The sequence below is a fragment of the Rhizobium sp. LjRoot98 genome (genome assembly GCF_964252935.1).
In the GTDB taxonomy this organism is placed as follows: domain Bacteria; phylum Pseudomonadota; class Alphaproteobacteria; order Rhizobiales; family Rhizobiaceae; genus Pararhizobium.
The window spans coordinates 294,419-315,971 of record NZ_CAXUPW020000002.1 but is presented as its reverse complement, the minus strand read 5'-3'; the positions used below and the strand labels follow the sequence as shown (position 1 = coordinate 315,971).

19 protein-coding genes and 1 tRNA gene are annotated in these 21,553 nt (G+C 59.5%); 3 read left to right on the top strand and 17 right to left on the bottom strand.

All coding sequences use genetic code 11. The features are described from left to right. Positions 1 to 51 precede the first annotated feature (51 nt). From ACSQ3J_RS10075 to ACSQ3J_RS10025, 11 genes are all read right to left on the bottom strand, one after another. A complete protein-coding gene (locus ACSQ3J_RS10075) occupies positions 52 to 666 on the bottom strand; it encodes a DUF1236 domain-containing protein (protein WP_060506167.1) in 615 nt (204 codons plus the stop codon). A gap of 68 nt (positions 667 to 734) precedes the next feature. Continuing rightward, positions 735 to 2,456 (bottom strand): ABC transporter ATP-binding protein, encoded by a 1,722-nt coding sequence (locus tag ACSQ3J_RS10070; RefSeq protein WP_060506315.1) that lies wholly within the window; start codon positions 2,454 to 2,456, stop codon positions 735 to 737. A 357-nt stretch (positions 2,457 to 2,813) separates the two neighbouring features. After that, positions 2,814 to 3,410 (bottom strand): 2-hydroxychromene-2-carboxylate isomerase, encoded by a 597-nt coding sequence (locus tag ACSQ3J_RS10065; RefSeq protein ID WP_060506166.1) that lies wholly within the window; start codon positions 3,408 to 3,410, stop codon positions 2,814 to 2,816. A gap of 47 nt (positions 3,411 to 3,457) precedes the next feature. After that, entirely contained in the window at positions 3,458 to 4,492 is a 1,035-nt protein-coding gene (locus tag ACSQ3J_RS10060) for an LLM class flavin-dependent oxidoreductase (protein WP_060506165.1), read from the bottom strand. A 25-nt stretch (positions 4,493 to 4,517) separates the two neighbouring features. Further along, positions 4,518 to 5,462, bottom strand: a complete 945-nt coding sequence (locus tag ACSQ3J_RS10055) for an ABC transporter substrate-binding protein (protein ID WP_436039232.1) — start codon at positions 5,460 to 5,462, stop codon at positions 4,518 to 4,520. A gap of 59 nt (positions 5,463 to 5,521) precedes the next feature. Beyond that, the gene (locus ACSQ3J_RS10050; RefSeq protein WP_060506163.1) at positions 5,522 to 6,466 is read right to left on the bottom strand and encodes an ABC transporter substrate-binding protein; all 945 of its coding nucleotides are present in this window, start codon (positions 6,464 to 6,466) and stop codon (positions 5,522 to 5,524) included. 78 nt (positions 6,467 to 6,544) lie between these two features. After that, on the bottom strand, positions 6,545 to 8,326 hold the full coding sequence (locus ACSQ3J_RS10045) for an amino acid ABC transporter permease/ATP-binding protein (protein ID WP_082512281.1): 1,782 nt from the start codon (positions 8,324 to 8,326) through the stop codon (positions 6,545 to 6,547). 37 nt (positions 8,327 to 8,363) lie between these two features. Beyond that, a complete protein-coding gene (locus ACSQ3J_RS10040; RefSeq protein ID WP_060506313.1) occupies positions 8,364 to 8,918 on the bottom strand; it encodes a GNAT family N-acetyltransferase in 555 nt (184 codons plus the stop codon). Between the two features lie 36 nt (positions 8,919 to 8,954). Further along, the gene (locus ACSQ3J_RS10035) at positions 8,955 to 10,142 is read right to left on the bottom strand and encodes a M20 aminoacylase family protein (protein ID WP_060506312.1); all 1,188 of its coding nucleotides are present in this window, start codon (positions 10,140 to 10,142) and stop codon (positions 8,955 to 8,957) included. A gap of 16 nt (positions 10,143 to 10,158) precedes the next feature. Beyond that, complete coding sequence (locus tag ACSQ3J_RS10030) at positions 10,159 to 11,508, bottom strand: LLM class flavin-dependent oxidoreductase (protein ID WP_060506162.1); 1,350 nt, start codon at positions 11,506 to 11,508, stop codon at positions 10,159 to 10,161. 23 nt (positions 11,509 to 11,531) lie between these two features. After that, entirely contained in the window at positions 11,532 to 12,521 is a 990-nt protein-coding gene (locus ACSQ3J_RS10025; protein WP_060506161.1) for an MsnO8 family LLM class oxidoreductase, read from the bottom strand. 199 nt (positions 12,522 to 12,720) lie between these two features. Here ACSQ3J_RS10025 and ACSQ3J_RS10020 point away from each other — a divergent pair, with 199 nt between their 5' ends. From ACSQ3J_RS10020 to ACSQ3J_RS10010, 3 genes are all read left to right on the top strand, one after another. Further along, a complete protein-coding gene (locus ACSQ3J_RS10020; RefSeq protein WP_060506160.1) occupies positions 12,721 to 13,749 on the top strand; it encodes an NADP-dependent oxidoreductase in 1,029 nt (342 codons plus the stop codon). A gap of 404 nt (positions 13,750 to 14,153) precedes the next feature. Further along, entirely contained in the window at positions 14,154 to 14,813 is a 660-nt protein-coding gene (locus tag ACSQ3J_RS10015; protein ID WP_060506159.1) for a hypothetical protein, read from the top strand. Then, positions 14,800 to 15,447 carry a hypothetical protein gene (locus ACSQ3J_RS10010; RefSeq protein WP_060506158.1) on the top strand — a complete coding sequence of 216 codons (648 nt, stop codon included), beginning with the start codon at positions 14,800 to 14,802 and terminating at the stop codon, positions 15,445 to 15,447. Before ACSQ3J_RS10015 ends, ACSQ3J_RS10010 begins: the two co-directional genes overlap by 14 nt. Positions 15,448 to 15,663: 216 nt before the next feature. On the opposite strand, the gene ACSQ3J_RS10005 is transcribed toward ACSQ3J_RS10010, so the two are convergent. From ACSQ3J_RS10005 to ACSQ3J_RS09980, 6 genes are all read right to left on the bottom strand, one after another. Further along, positions 15,664 to 15,739: transfer RNA gene (locus tag ACSQ3J_RS10005), tRNA-Lys, on the bottom strand. Between the two features lie 150 nt (positions 15,740 to 15,889). Further along, the gene (locus tag ACSQ3J_RS10000) at positions 15,890 to 16,807 is read right to left on the bottom strand and encodes a PhzF family phenazine biosynthesis protein (protein ID WP_060506157.1); all 918 of its coding nucleotides are present in this window, start codon (positions 16,805 to 16,807) and stop codon (positions 15,890 to 15,892) included. Positions 16,808 to 16,877: 70 nt separating this feature from the next. Then, positions 16,878 to 17,615, bottom strand: coding sequence for a hypothetical protein (locus ACSQ3J_RS09995; RefSeq protein ID WP_060506156.1), 738 nt, complete (start codon positions 17,613 to 17,615; stop codon positions 16,878 to 16,880). Positions 17,616 to 17,635: 20 nt separating this feature from the next. Continuing rightward, positions 17,636 to 18,742 carry an endonuclease/exonuclease/phosphatase family protein gene (locus ACSQ3J_RS09990; RefSeq protein ID WP_060506155.1) on the bottom strand — a complete coding sequence of 369 codons (1,107 nt, stop codon included), beginning with the start codon at positions 18,740 to 18,742 and terminating at the stop codon, positions 17,636 to 17,638. Positions 18,743 to 18,848: 106 nt separating this feature from the next. Then, positions 18,849 to 19,871 (bottom strand): ABC transporter ATP-binding protein, encoded by a 1,023-nt coding sequence (locus ACSQ3J_RS09985; RefSeq protein WP_060506154.1) that lies wholly within the window; start codon positions 19,869 to 19,871, stop codon positions 18,849 to 18,851. Further along, positions 19,859 to 21,553 carry an ABC transporter permease gene (locus ACSQ3J_RS09980; RefSeq protein ID WP_060506153.1) on the bottom strand — a complete coding sequence of 565 codons (1,695 nt, stop codon included), beginning with the start codon at positions 21,551 to 21,553 and terminating at the stop codon, positions 19,859 to 19,861. The genes ACSQ3J_RS09985 and ACSQ3J_RS09980 overlap by 13 nt, the downstream gene beginning before the upstream one ends.

Sequence of the window (21,553 nt, the reverse complement as noted above, 5' to 3'; positions counted from 1 at the left end):
GGAACAATATTGTACCGGGCCGCGTTTTCCGCGGCCCGTTCTGCGCTCTGGTTACTCGTAGACATAAACGATCCGGCGGCTCTGCGGATCGACCAGCATCGGCCGATCGTTGATGCGCACATAGCTGTATTGGTAATTCGGCACCTGCGTGATCACCATGTCACCGGGGAGCGTGGCTCCGACGACGATGTCACCGTCATACGTAACTGTTTCCGTCGGCGCGCCATCGATATAGGTCCGCACTTCCGGCGGCGGGATAATTGCGCCGCTGCTATCGACGGTGCCCAACAGTTCATCGCCAGGTGCCGGCGAAGCAGGGCCATCGACGACCACGGTCTTTTCATAGCTCACCACCGGAACACCAAGATCGGCACGGCGTTCCTGGACAACAACGGGCGCACCGTCATAATCGACCGTCAATTCCTGTGCGTAAACCCAACCGCGCAAACCGTTGACGTCGATACGGCACCAGCTTTCGCCTTCAAGGCATCCGTCAAGGGCAGCAGAGCTGCCGCGCGTGGCGATACCAACGGAGGGATAGTCCGCGCCCGGTCCGGAATAGACCGTCAGGTCCGTCGCCGTCGTTGCCATCATACCGGCCGAAGCGAAGCCGGCTCCCGTCAGAAGCATCGCCCCCGCGAGTAAAGGCTTTGAAATCCACCGCATGTTCTTCTCCTTGTTGAACAGTGGACACAACGCCCGACCGCCGCCAAGGTTCCCGTGCGCGGCGCGTCCTACCCGGCCTGCATCTGGCTGAGGCGGCCATAAAGCCCGTTCATGCTCAGGAGTTCAGCATGGCTTCCGTCTTCAACGATCGCCCCCTCGTTGACGACGAGAATGCGGTCAGCCTGGGTAATCGTTGCCAGCCGATGGGCGATCACCAACGTGGTTCGTCCCTTCGACAACTCTGCCAAGGATTGCTGGATGGCACGTTCGGTTTCGGTGTCGAGCGCCGATGTCGCTTCGTCGAGAATGAGGATCGGCGGGTTCTTCAGGAAAATGCGAGCGATCGCTAAGCGCTGCTTCTGGCCGCCTGACAGTTTCACACCGCGTTCGCCGACAACCGTGTCGAGCCCCTGTGGCAGGTCGGCAATGACGCCTTCAAGCCGCGCCTTGCGGGCCGCCTCGACAATATCCGCCTCGGTGGCATCCAGCCGGCCATAAGCGATGTTTTCACGCAGGGAGCCTGCAAACAGGAAAACATCCTGGCTGACGATGCCGATATGATTGCGAAGCGACCGCAGGCTCATATCGCGAATGTCGATATCATCGATGGTGATGGAACCACCGGTCACCTCATAGAAACGCGGCAGCAAGGCACAGATCGTCGTCTTACCGGCACCCGAGGGGCCGACGAAAGCCACCGTTTGGCCGGCACGGATGTCGATACTCAAATCCTTGACGATCGCCTTCGATTCCCGATAACCGAAACTCGCCTTGTTATAGCGGATATTGCCCTTCAGCCCGGCGACATCGCGGGCACCCGGCCTGTCGGCGATATCCGGACGCGTATCGAGAAAATCGACATAGCGGCGAAAACCGGCAATACCCTTTGGGTAGGTCTCGATGACCGAATTGATCTTGTCGACCGGACGGAAGAACACACCGACCAGCAGCAGGAACCCGACGAAGCCACCGGCCGTCAGCTCGCCATTCAGAACGAAGTAGCTGCCGGCCACCAGCACGACCATCTGGACGAGACGCATGGAGAGATAGCTTAGCGTCGTCGAGACGGCCATGATCCGGTAGGCATCAAGCTTGGTCTTGCGGTAACGCTGGTTGTCCTTCTCGAACAGCCCGCGCTCATGGTCTTCATTGGCAAACGCCTGCACCACGCGGATGCCGCCGACATTTTCTTCGATGCGGGCATTGAAATCACCGACACGATTGTAGAGCGCCTGCCAGTTGCGGGTCATCCGGCCACCGTATCGTGTCGTCAGCCACGCCGTCAGCGGCAGCACGAGGGCGGTGATCAACGCCAGCTTCGGATTGACCGAGAACATCAGGAGAAACGCCCCGATCAGCGTCATGATGGCGATGAACACGTCTTCCGGCCCGTGATGGGCAACCTCGCCGATTTCCTCGAGATCCTTGGTCAGCCGCGCGACAAGATGGCCGGTCTTCTGGTTGTCGAAATAGCCGAAGGACAGTTTCTGCAAGTGGTCGAACGCCTTGCGGCGCATCTCGGTCTCGATATTGATACCGAGCATATGGCCCCAATAGGTGACAACAGCCATCAACCCGCCATTGACGAGATAGATCAGCATCAGGCCAGCCGAAGCCGCCGCGACATAACCCCACTGCCCGGTCGGCAACAGCACATCGATGAACAGCTTGACGGCGATGGGGAAACCCAGCTCCAGCAAGCCGGACGTCACCGCGCAGGAGAAATCCAGCAGGAACAGGCGCCGGTGCGGCCGGTAATAGGAAAAGAAGCGGGCGACGAGATCGCGCATGATGTCGGGTCCCTGGTCGGCGTTCAACCGCGAAGCGAACAGCCGGATACGGAAAGTGGCGCCATCGTCTCTCAAGACAAGTGCGCTTGGTTGATCCCGCTCCTTTTAGCCAGTTCGGCGTGAACAACAAGCTTCCTGGCGAAAACTTGTCTAGAAAACGAAGGTTTATCTGATCCGCTCGTAAAGTTCAGCGAGCTTACGCCGCCACGCCGACGCGGGGGATGAGGAAACGCAGCCGCCCGCGCAATTGCGGATGAGGTCCGATCTTTGCTTGGCATACGGCCGTTGCCGCTCAGCTGTCCCGCGTTTCGTTGGCGGCGATCCGGGAGGCGTCAGCCGATCCGAATTCTCATGCGGCTAAGGTCTGTCGCCAGCGACATGGCGCTCCAGAAACGGCAGGTTGTCCTGCCCCCAGTAAATCTCACTGTCGTAAAGGAATGTCGGGAAACCGAACACGCCACTTTCCAGCGCATGTACGCGGTCAGCGGCCCATTTCGCCCGCACGTCTTCATCCGCCTGCCGTTGCAGGAGGCCCGCGCCGTCAAATCCTGCCGCATTTGCGATTGCTTCGCGGACTTGCGGCTGTCCGATATCCTTTGCCTCCCCCCAAAAGGCATGCTGCAGCGTGCGGGTCAGGCTGATCCAGTCCTTGCCATCGAGATAGGCAGCGATGATGATCAGCGAAGCGGGTGCCGGATCGCTCAACTCCGGACGGTTCTCAAGGATCAGCGTCTTACCCCGCACGCCCGCCCAGCGCTTCAGATCACGCATCCAGTAGGTGCGCCGCACTTGCGGACGGTTGCGTGAAAAGATCCCGCCATTCTCTTCCACGACGGTCGTCAGATAGGGTTTGATCTCGACACCGTTCTTTTCCGCAAGGTCAACAAATGCGTCAAAGCCAATATAAGACCATGGCGAGCCGATGGAGAAGAAGTACTCAATTGTTTTGGTCAATGCCTGCTATTCCTGTGTATCGAGATGGGAAAAAACCTGTGCCTTGATCAGGCCGTCCGCCTCTGCCGGTCAACGCCGTTGATCCAGCCGAGCCGGGGCGCAATAAGGCTGACAAAGTCGTGGATAATCTGGCAGTACTCCGCGTCTTCGAATTCATAGGGAAGCTCAAGCCTGAGTTCGCTGACATGCGGCAGGATCGGGTCGGCAAACAGCCGCTCCAGAATGTCTTCAGACGTACCAACAATGTCGCGGGCATAGAGTGTGCGGCGCTCGCCTTGCGGGGTCAGCGTCCGTTCGTTTCGCCCCGCCGCATAGTCGAGATAACGCTTGCGGGTCTGCGCATCGGCGCTGTCAGTGGGAATGATGACACGCCCGAGCCCGACACGCCTGCCGAGCCCGCCGGTCTCCCAGTAGGCCGCCAGCTGCCGCGACTGCGCGACGAAGAAATCATCGGTCTCCTCACCGGTCGTGACATTGCCGATCAGAAGATTAAAACCGTTACGCCCGGCCCAGGCGGCCGAGCGTAGCGAACCGCCGCCATACCAGAGGCGGTCGGTCAGCCCCCTGGCATGAGGTTGCAGGCGGGGCCGCTGCGGTCCGAAGGGCGTCTTGATGACGGTTGTTTCGTCACCGACAGGATTACTCTTCAGGTTATCGGCGAAGCGCAGCACCCGTTCGTGGGAGAAGTCGAACTTTTCCCAATCACCGTCGAACACCAGCGGCGCGATCAGGTCGGCATGCAGCGGTCGGCCGGCACTCAATCCGACATTCAGCCGTCCGCGCGAGAGAACATCGACCGTCGAAAGATCCTCTGCAAGCCGGTACGGACTTTCATAACCAATCGGAATAACCGCCGTCCCGAGCTGGATGCGGCTGGTGCGCTGGCTTGCCGCCGCCAGAAACGCGGTCGCCGACGAAATGCCAGGCTCCAGATGCCGCTGGCGCACCCAGGCGCTCTGAAAACCGATCTCCTCGCCATATTCGAGAAGCTTCAGCGTCTTTTCCAATCCGGACAACGGATCACCGGCGGGATAATTGCCCGGCGTCAGAAAGCCGATATGGTTGATGGCGATGCTGCTCATCGTGTCTTCCTTCGATTTTTTGGCTTCACGATTTCGGCAGACCGGGCGGATTGGTTTGCGATTTTGGCAGGGCTTCCTCAGCGAGGTGCCAATGATCAAGAATCCCGGCGTAAACACCCTTCTCAATCAGCCCGTTGGTGGCGACCGTTAAGGCGTCCGCCAGCCCACTGCCCTTTTTCGTGGTGATAGCCACGTCGGAACGATCCGGCCAGCCGGCGCTCAGGGTGCCAACGCGCTTGATGTTGTGATCGCGTGCAGCAATGTAAACGAGCTGCGCATGCGGCTGGACGATGACCTCGGCCCGGCCCGACGATACCGCCAGGAGGCTCGCCGCCTCGTCGTCATAATATTGCAACTCCAGCAGCTTCAACCCAGCAGCGACGTTCTCGTCATTCCATCTGAGCAGGATGCGCTCCTGGTTGGTGCCGGCACCGACGATGATCCGCAGACCCGCGACATCCTTCGGCTCCTTGATCGCACTGATCGGGCTATCGGATTTGACGAAGAAACCGTGCAGGCCCTGGCGATAGGTAGAGAAATCGAACTTCTCCTTGCGCTGCTCGGTGACGCCAACATTGGAGATCACGGCATCGTATTTGCCGGATGCCAGGCCAAGCGGCCAGTCGATCCAGGCAACTGGAACGAGTTCCAGTTCAAGTCCCAGACTATCGGCAATGGCGGAGGCATAATCCGGGTCTGCCCCGACAACGGTCTTTGCATCGGTCGCATAGGTCGCGAGCGGCGGCCCGCCGGGACTGACCGCGACCGTGAACTTGCCGGGCGAGACAAAGGCAAAATCCTTCGAGATCGCGGCGATGGCGGCATCATTCTTTTCCGCCCGGATGCGGGCCGGTTGTTCGGGGCTGAGGTCGAATACCTCGTCCGCTTGAGCCACGCCGAAAAATGTCAGCGTCGAGGCAAGTGCGCTGATCAGGAACGTCCGGAAAGCGGGTCTATCACTCATTGTCATTGTCTCCATGGATTGTCCGGCCCGGCGCCACAGGTAGCACCGGGCCGCCTCGTACCGTTTTACGAACCGCTCTTCGGCAAGCCGGCTGGGTTGGTGTAGGACTGATCGACACCTTCGGCTTCGAGGCTCCAGTGCTTCAGCACTTCGCCATACTTGCCGCTCTTGATCAGGTCGTTGATCGCCACCGTCACCGCATCGGCAAGACCGGCGCCCTTGCGGGTCGTGACCGCGATGTCGGCCGCCAGTGGCCAGCCACCGCTGACGATGCCAACGAGCTTGGTCTGGCTCTTGATCGAGGCGCTATAGGCCTGCGTTGCGTTCGGATTGAACTCGACATCGGCGCGGCCGGACTGCAGCGCCAGTTCGGCGGCCGCACGGTCGTCGTAATATTGCACCTCGATCGGCGCGAGACCCGCTGCAACGTTCTGGCGGTCCCATTCAAGAATGATCTTTTCCTGATTGGTGCCCGCCCCTGTGATCACCTTCAGCCCGGCGACATCCTTCGGCTCCTTGATCTCGGTGACCTTGCTGTCGGCCTTGACGTAAAAGCCCAGCACATCCTTGCGATAGGTGGAGAAATCGAACTTCTCCTTGCGCTCTTCGGTCACCGTGACATTGCTGATGACCGCGTCATATTTGCCGGAGGCAACACCGAGCGGCCAGTCTGCCCAGGCAACGGAGACCAGTTCGAGCTCAAGACCCAACGAATCCGCCAGAAGCGAAGCGAGGTCCGGATCGGCACCAACAACCGTCTTGGCGTCCGAAGCATAGGTGGCGATCGGCGGATCCCAGGCATTGATGGCAACGGTGAGCTTGCCCGGCGTGACGAATTTGAAGTCGCTTGCGATCGCCTTGATCGCCGCTTCGTCTTTTTCGGCACGAACCCGCTTGGAAATATCCGGGCTCAGGTCGAACTTCTCGGCCGCATGTGCGGAGCCCAGCCCAAGGGCCGCGATCGTAACGGCGCCTGCCATCAGAAGTTTAGCATTGTGTAAGAATGTCATGTGTCCCGTCTCCATTTTCATCTTATGGTTGCAGTTGATGTCAGTCCCATCCCGTACGCTTAGGCGGCCGGAAATCTGCTAGAGAACTTTTGCGAGGAATTCGCGGGTACGCGGATGGTTCGGCTGATTGAAGATCCGGGCCGGTGGGCCGACCTCCAGAATGTGGCCGCCCTCCATGAACACCACCGTATCGGCCACTTCGCGGGCAAACCCAACTTCGTGGGTGACGATCACCAGTGTCGTTCCGGTACGGGCCAATTCCTTGATCACATCAAGCACTTCGCCGACCAGCTCCGGGTCAAGCGCCGATGTCGGCTCGTCGAACAGTAGCACCTTCGGCTTCAGCGCCAAGGCGCGAGCGATGGCAACACGCTGCTGCTGGCCGCCGGAAAGCTGGCGGGGATAGGCATCGATCTTGTCCGTCAGGCCGACGCGGGAAAGAAGCTCCCGCGCCAGCTCGACGGCCTCGGCGCGATCCGTCCCCCGGACCTGCATGGGCGCTTCAACCAGGTTTTCCAGCACGGTCAGATGCGGGAAGAGATTGAAGTTCTGGAACACCATGCCGATGTCGGCACGGCTTTTCAGAATATCCTTTTCCTTCAGTTCGTAGAGCGTTTCGCCGTTCTGGCGATAGCCGACAAGATCACCGTCGACGGAGATGAAGCCGCTATCGACACGTTCCAGATGGTTGATAGCGCGCAACAGGGTCGACTTGCCGGAGCCGGACGGTCCGAGAATAGCGGTGACGCTTCCTGCCGGAAGTGTCAGGTCGATCGCATCCAGCACCTTCAAGGCACCGAAACTTTTCGAAATGCCATGGATGCGGACGGTAGCACCGGCTCTCAATAAAGGCGCATCGCGAAAACCGGTTTTGCGGACGGTCGGGGCGCTTGCACCGGCGACCTGCCGCGGCAGTGGCTGGCGAAAGCGAGTGAAGAACGCCTGGAAAGGCAGAGGCACCGGATTGCGCACCGCGCCTTTGGAAAAGTACCGCTCGATATAGTGCTGGGCGATTGACAGCACGGTCATGATCACCAGATACCAGGCCGTCGCCACCATCAAGAGCGGGATGACTTCAAGGTTGCGGCGGTAGATAACCTGCACCGTGTAGAACAGCTCCGGCAGAGCAAGCACGTAGACCATCGACGTGCTTTTCGCCAGACCGATGATCTCGTTGAAGCCGGTCGGCAGGATCGAGCGCATCGCCTGCGGAAGGACGATGCGGAACACCTGGCGGCGGCGCGGCAGGCCAAGGGCGGCGGCGGCTTCAAGTTGGCCCTGATCGACGGACAGGATGCCACCCCGGACGATTTCCGAAAAGAACGCAGACTGGTTCAGCGTAAGCCCGAGGAAGGCGGCGGCAAACGGCGTCAGCAACTGCACGGTCGGATAATTGAACAGGACCGCATCGGTGAATGGTACGCCGATTTTGATCGTCTCGTAGAGGTAGCCGAGATTGTTGAGAACCAGCAGCAGCACGATCAGCGGGATCGAGCGCAGCAGCCAGACATAGCCCCATGAGAGGCCGGACAACAACGGCGATTTCGACACCCGGGCAAGCGCCAGTGCCGTCCCCAGCACCGAGCCGGACACGGTTGCCAGCGCCGTCAGCAACAACGTCCGGCCGAGACCCGCCAGAACCGGTTCGGCAAAGAACCATTCGGCAAAGACATTCCAGCCCCAGCGCGGGTTGGTGAAGGTCGAATAGAGAATTGCAGCAATGACGAGGCCGGCGAATACGGTACCCACCAGCCTTCCGGGATGGCGCGCGGGAATAATCCGGTAGCGCGAATAGTCCTGGCTGTGCCCGGCCGCTCTACGGCCTGGCTCGATGCCTGCGAAATCTGACGTGAGCGCCATCTGCTGCCCCCTAGTAAGTGGTGAAATTTCTGATTGCTCAGCGCTGTCCGGCTGCACGCGGGAACGGTTGCTCCGCTGCCACGGCCCCCGGCAGCCCCGCGACCGCGAGATGGCCGATCTCTTTCTCAAAGGGCAGAGACTTGTAGATTTCCGGGTCGGCATCGACGTCGAACAGCGCCGTGTAACCGTATTTCAGATAGAGGCCGACGGCCTCCGGCTGGCGAAAGCCGGTGGTCAGGTAGATGCGGGAAAATCCCTGACGCGCCGCCTGTTCCTCCAGTTCGATCAAAACCTTGACGGCAAGGCCCTGACGGCGCAGGTCGGAGCGTGTCCAGATGCGTTTGAACTCGACGGTGCGCTCGTCATAATATTTGAAGGCACCGCCGCCGATCGTCTCCCCGTTGCGCTGAAGCAGCAGAAAATTCCCATGCGGCGGCGCAAAAGCTTCGGCCGGATAGCGGTTCATCTCTTCGACTGCACCGGCGGCGCTGAAATACGATCCGTAACGGCTGTCGTACTCGTAGGTCAGTTCATCGATCAGCGGTTTTGCGCGGGGATCAAGCGGCGTGGTGTAGACAAACGTATCGCTCATTTTCGCCATTCCTGTTCAAACTGTGGCTGTTGAGATCTAGTTGAGAAAAGCTTCCGCCAGGCGCACCCAGTAGCGGGCGGCGGGCGCGATGATCGCGTCGTTGAAATCGTAATGGGCGCTGTGCAGGGGCGCTGTGTCGCCATTGCCGACGAACAGGTAACTGCCGGGCTTTTCCTGCAGCATGAAGGCGAAATCCTCACTCGCCGTGCGCGGCTTGAACCCCTCCTCCACCCTTGCCGGGCCGAAAGTGGCGAGTGCGACACTGCGTGCAAAATCGGTCTCTTCGCGGTGGTTGATCAGCGCCGGGAAACCCAGCCTGTAATCCACATCAGCGACGGCGCCAAAACTCTCCGCCTGCGCCCGCGCCAGCGCCGGAATGCGTTCCTGCAACTGCTGGCGAACGGTTTCGGTAAAGGCGCGCATGGTGAGTTTCAGCTCGACGCTCTCCGGAATGACATTGGAGGCCGAGCCCGCGTGGATAGAGCCGACTGTCGCCACTGCCATTTCCTGCGGATCGACATTGCGCGAGACCACGCTCTGCAGCGCCGTGATGAAGGATGCGGAGGCCAGCACCGGATCGATAGCGCGGTGCGGCTCTGCCCCATGACCGCCCTTGCCGACAATGCGGATCTTCGCCTGATCGACGGATGCCATCGCCGGCCCGGCGACAAAGCCGAACTGACCCAGCGGCACACCGGGCCAATTGTGCAGCCCGAAGATCGCATCGACCGGAAAGCGCTCGAACAGTCCTTCCGAAATCATCTTGCGGGCACCGGCGCCGATTTCCTCGGCCGGCTGGAAGATCAGGTGAAGCGTTCCGTCGAACGTTGAGCTTTCAGCAAGATAACGGGCGGCGGCTAGGAGAATGGACGTATGGCCATCGTGGCCGCAGGCGTGCATGACACCCGGATTGCTGCTGGCATAGGCAAGCCCAGTTGCCTCCTCGATCGGCAGGGCATCCATATCGGCCCGGATGCCGATCCGGCGTTCGCCAGCGCCACGCTTCAACGTTGCGACAACACCTGTTCCGGCGATGCCGGTGGTGACATCGTATCCCCAGGAGGACAGATGCGAAGTGATCAGCTTGCTGGTCCGCCGCTCCTGGAAGGCAAGCTCCGGATACTGATGGAGGTCGTGGCGAAGCGCGATGATCTCGTCGAGATAGGCGGCGATGCCTTGCTCTACCGGATCGTTCAGGCGTTGGGTCTGTGCGATGATGTTCATGGCCGCTCCCGGCGCCTCAGGCGCCGACCGCCTTTCCACGTTCGACGTTTTCCGTGGGGGCTGCATAGCGGCTTTCGCGGTATTCGAGTCCCAGATGATCCCGCAGTGTCGCGCCCTCGAGCGCCGGATTGAAATAGCCACGCTGTTCCAGGATCGGCAGGACATGGGTGGCGAAATCGTCGAGCCCTTCGGCAATCACCGGGAACCCGAGAATGAAACCGTCGGCAGCCCCCTCCTCGACCCAGCGGATGATCTCGTCGGCGATATGCTCGGCAGTGCCGATGAAAGTCGTCCGCGGCGTGGCCGCATCAAGGGCAATTTCGCGCAGGGTGAGGTTTTTCTCACGCGCCGTCTTCTTGATCCGGTCGGTGGTGGCGCGAAAACTGTTCTTGCCGATATCGCCGATATCCGGAAAGGCCTCGTCCAGTGGGTACACGCTGAAATCATGATGATCGAAAAACCGGCCGAGATAGAGCAACGCTTCCTCGATGGTGACGAGATTGCGGATCGCCTGGTATTTCCGTTCCGTCTCCTCCGTCGTTGCGCCGACTATCGGCCCGATGCCCGGATAGAGGCCGATCTCGGCCGCACGCCGCCCCTGCGCGATCGTGCTCTGCTTGACCTGCTTGTAAAAAACCTTGGCGTCCTCGATCGGCCCGCCATTGGTGAAGACGGCATCGGCATGTTTACCGGCGAGCCTGATGCCAGAATCGGACGCACCCGCCTGGAAAATAACCGGCTGGCCCTGTTTCGAGCGGCCGATATTCAGTGGACCTTCGACGCGGAAAAAGCGACCCTTGTGACCAAGCGTGTGCAGTTTCGCCGTATCGGCATAGACACCGGTCTCCCGATTACGGACAAAGGCGTCGTCATCCCAGGAATCCCACAGCCCCTTGGCAACATCGAGATATTCGTCGGCGATCTCGTAGCGCAACTCGTGTTCGGGATGCTCGCGGCTGTAGTTGCGGCCCGATCCTTCGAGCGGCGTCGTCACCGCATTCCAGCCTGCTCTACCGCCGCTGATCAAATCGAGCGTGGCAAACTGACGGGCGACGGTGAAAGGGTCGCTATAGGAGGTGGAGACGGTGCCGACGAGGCCGATTTTCGAGGTTGAAGCAGCCAGAGCAGAGAGGACGGAGATCGGTTCGAACCGGTTGAGGAAATGCGGGATGGACTGTGCGTTGATGTAGAGCCCATCGGCAACGAAGGCAAAAGCAATGCCTGCGGCCTCTGCCCGGCGGGCGGTGTTGACGAAGAACTCGAAGTTGACGCTGGCATCGGCTGGCCCGCTCGGGTGTTTCCAGGCGTTCATATGGCCACCGGGACCTTGCAGCATGATGCCGAACGGAATGTGTTTCTGAACCATCGGAGAAATCCTTTTTGTCGATATCAAGCGGCGAGAGACAGCCGTTCCTTGGCGAGACGTTCGATCGAGGCGAGGCGCTCGGCAGCGGCAAGCGCCGGCGTTTCGATGATAAATTCGGAAATGCCGTAGCGGCTGTGCAGGTCATCGAGTTGCGCCCGCACCTCGGCGGCGGTGCCGTGCAGTACGCTCGGTGCCTTGGATTCGAGCCTGTCGATGGCGACGCCGGCCTGCCGCGCATATTCAGCGGCCTGCTCCTCGGTGCCGACATTAACGCTTCTGCCGTCCACGAGGAAAACCTTGACGATGCGCAGATCGCTTACAGCCTTGCGCGCCACATCAGCGTCTTCTGCGGCATAGGCGGCAAGCGCCAGGATCGGCGTCTTGCCGCTGGCGCGTGTATAGGCGTCAAAGGTCTTGCGGAGATTTTCCGGATCGCCGTTCAACTGCCCCGCAAAAACCAGCCGCCAGCCCTTGGCTGCGGCAAGCTCGGCACTGTCAACACTGGCGCCAAGCAGGAAGCGCTCCGGCGGCGCGGGCGGAAACGGGGTCGCATGTGGACCTTCGGAAGCGGGATCGGCGGCAAGATAGGTATTGATGCCGGACAATTGCTCGGCAAAGTCCGGCTTTCCGGATGGATCAACACCGGCCTGAAGCGCACGGGTCGAGAGCGGAAAGCCGCCCGGCGCCTTGCCGACGCCGAGATCGACACGGCCCGGGGCAAGCGAGGCCAGAAGGTTGAAGGTCTCGGCGACCTTGTAGGCGCTGTAGTGCTGAAGCATGACCCCGCCTGACCCAACACGGATCCTCGCCGTCTTGGCCAGCAGATACGCAATCAGCGTTTCCGGGGCTGAACTTGCGAGATTGGCCATGCTATGATGCTCGGCGACCCAGAAACGGTGGTAACCAAGCTCTTCGGCCCTTTGAGCGAGCCTGACCGTGGTGCGCAAGGCATCCGCAGCAGTACCGCCCTCTTCGATTGGGCTCTTGTCCAGAAGACTGAGGAGGTAGGGCATGGGCCACTGATCCCTTCGCTAAGTTGGAAAACTTAGTCTATAAAATCAGTAGACAAAATGATTTATAAGAAACGCCATTCTTTTTGGCGTGAGGTATGGAGAAAAAGTCACCTCGCCTGAAACGCCGGAGGCGGTACGATCAAGATCCGCTAACCAATTGAAACAAACATTTTATATTCGAAGAAGTGAGGATAGACCAATGTCCGACCAGTTCACCTCTACCCGCATCGTCCTTGCGTCGCGGCCGTCCGGCAAGCCGGAATCGGGAAATTTCCGGCTGGAGAAAAAGGTGATTGCCGATCCCGCAGAAGGCGAAGTGCTTCTGCAAATCCTCTATCTTTCCCTTGATCCTTATATGCGCGGGCGCATGGACGACGCCAAATCCTATGCCAAGCCGGTCGAGATCGGTGGGGTCATAGAGGGCGGTACGGTGGCAAGGGTGCTGCGGTCGCGCAACGCTGCTTACAATCCGGGCGATATCGTCCTGTCCCATTCCGGCTGGCAGAGCCATGCGATCTCGAATGGCAGCGACCTGCGAAAACTCGACCCGCAGCAGGCTCCGGTGACAACGGCGCTCGGCATTCTCGGCATGCCCGGCTTCACCGCCTATGCCGGATTGCGCAATATCGGCAAACCGAAGGCCGGAGAAACCGTCGTGGTCGCTGCCGCAAGCGGTGCCGTCGGGTCAGCCGTCGGCCAGATCGCCCGGATTTTTGGCGCCCGCGCTGTCGGTATCGCCGGTGGAAGTGAGAAATGCGACTATGTGCGCGGCGAGCTTGGTTTTGACGCGGCGATTGACCACCGTTCGAGCAATTTCGCCGATGAACTCGCAGCCGCCTGCCCTGATGGTATAGACGTCTACTTCGAAAATGTCGGCGGCCACGTCTGGAGCGCGGTGTTTCCCCTCCTCAACGATTTCGCCCGCATCCCGGTCTGCGGCCTGATCGCGCATTACAACGAAGCAGGTTCGGCCGCCGGTACACAGGACCAACTCCCGGCCGTCATGCGGGCCATCTTGCGCAAGAGCCTGACCATCAGAGGCTTCATCCAGCGCGAATTCGCAGATCAACGCCCCGATTTTTACCGGGAAGCCTCAGCCTGGATTTCCGATGGCCGGCTGAAATACCGGGAAGACATCGTTGAAGGGCTGGAAAACGCGCCAAACGCCTTCATCGGTCTTCTCGACAGAAAGAATTTTGGCAAACTGATCGTGCGCGTCGCCGTCTGAGGCGGCATCAAGGTCTTCGATCGGCCGCTGGCTGAAAACCAGCGGCCCGATGTATGGCGCGCCAACAAACAAATCGCGGCGGACCGCAGAAAGTCGCACTTTCCTGGGTAATTGCGAGCGCGGTCTCTTGTGAGCGCTGCATCCAGAATAGCCAACCTTACCGGACAGCAAGGATGCAACCTTACCCCTAAGAGCATCGCTCGCGAGCGAGATTGATCGTATCCGAAAGCCAGATCGCCCTTGATATAGCTGCCGCAGGGTTTCAGTCGCAGCTACATAATCAGTGATTGTCTTGAGTTGCTCATTCTTTCGAAGGTGACACACAGTCTCAATGGACGAAATGACTTCGGTCACATCATGGCATATCTTGTGTTTACGACAATTCCGATGGGAGGATCGGTCCTGTGTGCGACGATTGGCACATTCCGTGTGTCGAACTGCTCTGGTTAAGACGTCCAGAGGACGGGCAATCGCGGCTTTCCGTCACCGGCGACGAGAGGATCATCCTTGGATACATGAACCGCTTCGGCTTTGTTCCCGCGAACTACCGAAACCAAAAGAAACTCGTCCGGCCAGACGGCACTGGAGGATGGGACGTTCTTGATCCTTCCGCGTGTCCCAAAATTGCGAGGCCTGCTGTTCCGATAATTGACGATGAGAAAGCACGCCTTCAGGTGTTAGCTTGTGACTGGCAGCTCGTTGGCTACACCTTCACCAGGACATTGGTTCGCCTCCTATTCGACCCGAGTGGCGAAGGTTACTGGAGTTTTGCTTCATGGGGTTTTCGCGACATCGCTCCGAATTTTACTCAAGGTTATTTCCTGTATTCGATTCAGGAACACCAACTGGCGATTGAATGGGAAGACGGGACATCTGCGTCGATACCATTCAGGGTTTTCGACGAACTTCATGTCTGCATCGACAGCAGGGGTGACCTTATTTTCTACGATTATTCACTTGAGGTAGGCAGTCACGTTGTCCCTTCCGAAGTGAAGGAACTGGACGGCTGGCCCCTCTCTTACTGGGGTAACCTACGGGAGGTAAATGGCAATGAGCGGATTTGAAATTGGAGCGTTGTTTGAGGGTATCAAGCTGGTTCTCAGTGCGGTTGGAATACCACAGGCACGACGACAAGCGTTCTTCAAAGATCATGTCACCCCATCCTACGAGCTACTGGGGAGGATTCACCGGGATTATATTGCCAAGTTTCAGGAAGCGGCAGCACTGCTGGAAGAGCGTGGCGACGTCCGGAAGGTTGTAGAATTGCTCCGGATAGAGCGGCCGCGGAACCTGATGGACCGGACTGAGGCTGCGACGCTGATCAAGGGTCTCAGAGACCACGTAATGCCTCAAAATCCTTTCCCGAAGAGTTCGAAAAAACCGTCCGAATTCAAGCAATTGTTCTCGATGTACGTTTTCGCGTATGAGCATTACCTGAATTCCGCCAGTCCCCTTGACCCCGTTAAATCTGAGACGTGGTATAGTTACTTCATTCGGACTTTTGAAAAAGCCGTCAATGATGGAAAAGACCCTTACAAGGAAACCTACAGCGGAAGAGCCGGCGGCGACCGCATCATTGATGACGCTGCGGAAATTCTCTTTCGGGCGGTGAACGATGTCATGCCAGACTCGTTCAAGAAGGTCCAAAAGTGCTACAGCGACCTGCGCAGCCATCTTGCGCCGAAGCTTGGCCTTTAACGATCGCAAAGACCCCAGCTACATCCCGCCTCCACACGGAGCGGCGGTTCGAATTCGCGCGCCACATCGTTACCCACAAATCTGTTGACGTGGAAAGAAAACAGTAGGGAGAAACAGAGACTTACCATTCGTGCTCTAATGAGCATTAGGCGGTGTATACGCGACTTATCTTATGATAAAGGAAATCAACGTAATTCATTGATCTCAAAAGAGAGATGGTGGGTGATGTAGGGTTCGAACCTACGACCCGCTGATTAAGAGTCAGCTGCTCTACCAACTGAGCTAATCACCCGCCAGAACCGCTTCGTCTGCGGCCTCTAGAACCACATTGCTGTGGTGTGATGCGGCGTATAATGGGGTTCGCAGGGCTTGTCTAGTTCCTCGGGCGATTTTCTTTCGGATTTCTCAAAAAAATCTGTGTGAGCTGTTTAGAGGCTGTTTTTCAAAGATAAAGTTCACCAGCCGCAATCTTCACCGCCTGCCCGCCGATCCGGGCCGTGCCGATTTCCCCGCCGGAGACGTCGATGTGAAGGTGCAGCAGCGATGGACGCCCCATCTCCACGCCCTGTTCGATCAGGAACGGGTGATGCCCGTCGATCAGCCTGTCAAAACAGTGGATGGCACCGGAAAAGGCGGCAACGGCGGCACCCGTCGCCGGGTCCTCGACAATGCCCATGGCCGGCGCGAACATCCGCGTATGGAAGCGAGCGACATGATTGACGCCGCCACGGCAATAGATGTAGGCGGCAGCGAGCCGGCCCTCGGCAATCGGGGTGATCTGCTCCCACAAGGCTGGATCGAACTCCACAGCACCTGCCGCGCTGACATCGTGAACAGGAATCATCACGAATGGAACACCAGCGCTCCAGAACGAAGGCACGTGGTTTTCAAACCCGATCTGCGTTGCCTTCAGGCTGAATGCATCGGCAATCGCCTGCCGGTCGAACTTGGCGTCGAGCTGCACCGATTTGCGCGGCACGTCGAATTCGGCGAAAGTAGCCTCTCCTGGCCTGCCACGCACGGCGCAACGCACCGGACCGACATTTTCCTCAAGCATCTGCACGAGGTCATAGTCTTCGTTTTCAGAAGAGCGCCCGGCTTCGGCCAGCGCGATGGCAGCACCCACTGTCGGATGACCGGCAAAGGGCAATTCATAGCCGGGCGTGAAAATCCGCAGCTTTGCAGCATGCCCGGCTTTCTGCGGTTGCAGCAGAAACACCGTCTCCGACAGATTGAATTCGCCGGCAATTGCCTGCATCGCCGCATCGCTCAGGCCATCGCCGTCAAAGACAACGGCGAGCGGATTTCCCTCCAGCCTGTTGGCGGTGAAAACGTCGTAGATTGCATAGCGACGCGCCACGAGGATCTCCTTTGCTGTTTTCAGCCATCAGACCTTGCATGGCAGATAGCTGGCGGCAAGCGCAAAAGCATCACCGTATCGTGTTGAAAACCCATTTCAGGACCGGTGGCATGAAGGCAGGATAGGCATGTTGCCCCGGATCGGCGGTGCGGATAGCAAGAGCGGCGTCGATTTCCGGCTCCGGGTCGGCAACGATATGGGCATCGATAAGCTCGATCAGTTCCGCCGCAGTCTCGGAAAAATGATAGACGCGAAAAACCGTGACGACGCCCTGGCTGTGCAATCCGTGAAATTCGGATACACGCGTGGCGTCCAACAGTGACAGCCCAGTCTCCTCCAGCACCTCGCGCGCCATGTTGCCGTCAATATCGCAATATCCATCCCGGACATCATCCGGATCGAGCGACCCCGCAGCACAATAGACACGGCCGGGATTGGCCGTGTGCTGCCCCATGCGGATGGCGATGACGGCACCGTCGGAGGACACGATCACCGGCAAGCCGAACAGATGGAGGGCCGCCCCGGCCGGCTTAGTTTTGCGCCACAGCAAAAACGCAGAGAAGGGAACGATGTGGCACTCGCCCGACAACGCGCCGTTCGTCACCTCAACCTTTCGCATCAGCAACATACGGCCGTCAAACAAGGCGGGATTTGCAGCAACCTCCCGTTCCCAATTGGCAGCGACCTCTGTCTGATGGGAAAGGCAATAGGGATGCGGCGCGCCGCTGACGCGCACATTGATGCTGGTCACGGGAAAAATCACGCCTTCATCGGGCCATTCAGAGGTTGTGCTGGTCAGTTGCGGCATAAAATCGTGCCTCGGAAATTTCACACATTGAGGGAGATGACGACAGGGCAATGGTCGGAGGCTTTCGGCCGGTCCCAGCCGGTTCTGGGATAGCGCTCGACCTCCTGCCCTTGCGGAAAGATCGTCCGGAAAGGCTGGCCGCCCCGGATGATCTCCGGCACGCTGGCTGGGTTACGCTGGGCGAGAGCCTGCGACAGCCAGATATAGTCGAGCTGGCAAAGATGCCGTTCCTCCGGCCCGCGGCTGTGAAACAGCGTCCAGCGGTCGAGTTCCGGGCGCCGGCGCATGACATTTTCGACAAAGCCGTCATGGCTCAGCACATCAAGCGCGCTTTGCGTCTCCTGCCGTGGCACGAAACTATAGCCGTTGCGCCGGTCGCCGAGCACATCGACGCGTTCCTGATAATCATTCATGTCGCCGCAGATGGCGAACATCTTGTTATCCAGATTATCCGCTCCGAACCGGTTTTCGACGATGCGGCGGACAGCAGCGGCTTCGGCCGCCCGCACCGGCATCGTCGCCGAGCGCCCATCCAGCCCGTCGCGCGCCGGCCCCATCGACTTGAAATGAACGACGAACAGCGTGAACGGCCGGCCGCCGATCCGGAAATCCAGTTCCAGGCAATCGCGCTTGAAAATTCGATCGCCGGGCACGTTGGTCGACGCCAAAGCATCATTGAAAAGATCGAAATCGGCATAGGTGACGCCGGCGTGCGATTTGACATCGACGCATTCGATCTTCTGGCCATCGCGGGTTTCCTCCCGCACCAGAACGGCAACATCGATGCCACGGCTGTCATTACCCTCGATCAGGTATTTTTGCCGGTAGCCATTGCCGACCATACGAAAGAGATAGCCGTATTCGAACGCCTGCAGCGCCACCATGTTGTCGGCCTCCTGCAGGCAGAGGATATCGGCATCGCAATCGGCAATGGCGAGCGCCGACATCTGCCGCGTGTCATCGGTATAGGCGATGGTGCGGGCTTCCTCGAGCCGCTGATATTCTGCCTCGTTCTTGACGTCGAAGAGCCTGAGAACGCGATCCTGCTTGAGGTGGTTGCGAAAGCCGGAGAAATCGAACCTGCTCATCAGGTTTTCGACATTGAAGGTGGCAAGGCGAAGGGTCATCAACAATTTCCGTATGCAATTGAGGCGACTTTAGCCAATCGGTGACAAAAGTCGAATGCCTTTCTCCCCAAAGCAATCCGCTGCCCCCTGGGCGCCAACCGAAACCTCAGAGCATCCAACCCTGGCGAATGACGAACGGCTGCAGCACACCGCAGTCGAGGGCATGCGGGGAGTAGGCGCGGAGATGCTGCCCGCCTGCCGTGCGTAGCGACAGAGAAAATCGTTCGCCCTCGAACACACAGGATGTCACCTGCAGCATGACGCCCTCGGGATCGGCCACGACGTGTTCGGGGCGCACGAGGACCGGACGGCTCGGCCCTGCTGTCTGGTGGAAGGCGACCTCGATCACCGACCAGGACAGCAGGCGCGGGCCATGATCCGGCAGCGCCAGATCAAGAATGGCCCCCTGCCCGACTTGGCCGCCGACGACCCTTCCTTCCGGCCGGGCATAAATGTCCTGCGGCGACGCGACCTGCATCAACCGCCCCTCCGACATCACGGCAATGTCGGTCGCCAGCGCCATCGCCTCACCCTGATCGTGGGTGACGTAGATCATCGTCGCCCCGGAACGGGCATGGAATTCGCGGAAGGTCTCCTCCATCGCCGCCTTCAGGTGACGATCGAGATTGGCCAGCGGCTCGTCCAGCAACACCACGTCCGGCGAGGTGACGAGGCAGCGGGCCAGCGCCACGCGCTGTCTCTGGCCGCCGGAAAGATCAGCCGGACGCCGATCGGCAAACTCTTCAAGCCGGACGACCGACAGGGCATCCTTGACGCGGGATTGCCAGGTGGCGGCGGTGATGCCACGAACTTTCAACGGATAACCGACATTCTGCGCCACAGTCATGTGCGGCCAGAGCGCATAGGATTGAAACACCATCGCCATGTTGCGCTTTTCCGGAGGCAACGCCCCACTGGCATCCGCCAGCGTGCGTTCACCCAGCACGATCGAACCATCGGTCGGTTGTTCGAAACCGGCGATCATGCGAAGCACCGTCGTCTTACCGCAGCCGGATGGTCCGAGCAGCGCCAGGAAACCGCCGTCGCGCACGGTCAGGGACACATCGGAGACCGCCGCCCGGCCTGTGCCAAAATCCTTGCTGAGGTGATTGAGGATCAATTGCGCCATGGCAGCACGCCCTTCGGAAGGTGTTTCGCCAGCAGTTCCAGAAGCAGCATCAGGATGACCACCATGGTGACGACCAGTACCGACAGGGCCGAGGCCAGATCGGAGCTGCCACTGTCGTCGAGATTGAAGATTGCCACCCCGAGCGTCTGCGTGCCCGCCGACCAGAGCAGTGCCGAAACTGTCAATTCGCTGCAGGCAATCAGGAAGACGAGAATAACGGAAGCGCCCGCCGCCGGTGCAATCAGCGGAACGAGAATGTCGCGCAGGCGGCGGAAAAAGCCTGCGCCGAAAAGCCGGGCCGCCTCTTCCAGCGACGGATCGAGTTGCAGGAAGGCACTGGCCACCGGCTTCAAGCTGACGGCAAAGAAGCTGGAAAAATAAGCGATCAGGATGATCCAGATCGTTCCGTAGATCGACACGTTCACCAAAGGCAGCGGAGCTGCAAACAACAGGATGAAGGCGACGGCGAGAACGATGCCCGGAAGGGCATAGGGAATTTCGATCAGGCCGGTGATGATATCGGCCAGTTTTCCCGGACGGCGGGTCAGCAGATAGGCGGTTAAAACAGTAAACAGCAGCAGCCCGCACGCCGTCGTCCCGGCCAGGAACAGCGAATTGGCAAACGCTGTCAGCGTAACCGACTGACGAAACAGGATTTCGCTATAGGCATGGAGCGACATGGTCTGAAAATTCAACGGCACGCCATAGGCAGGCACCAGCGAACTGGCGACCAGTGCTGCGACCGGCGCCACGAGAACAACGAACAGGACGACCGAAAATCCGGCTTCAGCAACAACGCGCCAGAGGCCGAACGAAAAGGCAGCGTTCTCGCCGGAAAGACCGATGATGCGGTAATCCCTGCCCCTCAGCGCCCGTTGCTGGACAACGAGGCCAAGCCCGGCGATGACGGCGATCACCATGGAGAGTTGCGACATTTCGGCAAACGTGCCTGCCCCGAAACTCGAAAGGCGGCTATAGATCAACGTCGGCAGGACGAAAATCGATGCGGGAATTCCAAGAATGGCCGGAATGCCGAAATTGCCGACGCCGGAAACGAAGGCAATCGCCGCACCCGCAATCAAGCCGGGTACCGCCAGTGGAAAGATGATGTCGTGAAACACCCGCATCGGCGAGGCACCGGCCAGGCGTGCCGCCTCGACGCCATCGCGCGGCAAGGCAGCAAGTCCCGCCTTCAAAGCGAGAAACACCAGCGGCGCATGCTGGACACCCAAAAGCAGCGCGATACCACCAAGCGAGTAAAGCGGTTGCGGGCTGCCGAGCGGCGGCGCAATGCCGAGTGTCTTCAAGAGCGGACTGGCCGGACCTGACATCTGCACCCAGGCGAGCGCCGTTACCTGCGGCGGGATCATCATCGGCAGCACGAAGGCAAAGCTGAAGAAACCCTTTGCGCGGATATCGGTAAGTGTGACGATAAACGCAAAAGTGGCGCCGAGCAGAACGGCAATCAGCATGCCCCCGGTCGCGGTCGTTAGCGTGTTGCGAATGGCAAACCAGGTCGAAGGCTCGGAAAAGAGGCCGGTGGCCTTCCCCTCGATCGAAAACCGCAAACCGGCATAAAGCAGCCGTGCAAGCGGCAGCCCGCTCAACAGGCAGACGGCAATGATGACGAAAGGAAGCAGCCAGGCTGGCTGGCTGCTTCGATTGGCGGACGATCTGGGCAT